This is a genomic window from Neisseria sp. P0021.S007, assembly GCF_051956855.1.
In genome coordinates this window covers 1-531 of the sequence record NZ_JBQCXA010001105.1, presented here as the reverse complement: position 1 = coordinate 531, position 531 = coordinate 1, and the positions used below count along the sequence as shown (strand labels likewise).

Sequence of the window (531 nt, the reverse complement as noted above, 5' to 3'; positions counted from 1 at the left end):
GGCATGACCGAAGACCAACTCGCCGCGCTTATCGAGCTGAAAGAAGTCCGCCGCGAACGGGTTTCCACCTACGCCCAAGAACAAGGTTTGAAATACTTTGAAAACCAAAAACCGTGGGGCGTTGCCGCCGAAGTTGCCCTGCCCTGCGCGACCCAAAACGAATTGGACGAAGACGCCGCCAAAACCCTGCTGGCAAACGGCTGCTACGTCGTTGCCGAAGGTGCGAACATGCCTTCCACTTTGGGCGCGGTCGAGCAGTTCGTCAAAGCGGGCATCCTGTATGCGCCGGGCAAAGCCTCCAACGCCGGCGGCGTGGCAACTTCAGGCTTGGAAATGAGCCAAAACGCCGTCCGTCTGGCCTGGAGCCGCGAAGAAGTCGACCAACGCTTGTTCGACATCATGCAAAGCATCCACGAATCCTGCCTGAAATACGGCACTGAAAACGGCAAAACCAACTACGTCAACGGCGCGAACATCGCCGGTTTCGTCAAAGTCGCCGATGCGATGCTGGCGCAAGGCATTGTGTAAGTC

Annotated in this window: 1 pseudogene; it reads left to right on the top strand. The window is 57.6% G+C overall.

What is annotated here, in order from left to right:
- Nucleotides 1–528: pseudogene (locus ACTHUR_RS17755) on the top strand (NADP-specific glutamate dehydrogenase); the annotation flags it as partial.
- Nucleotides 529–531 lie beyond the last annotated feature (3 nt).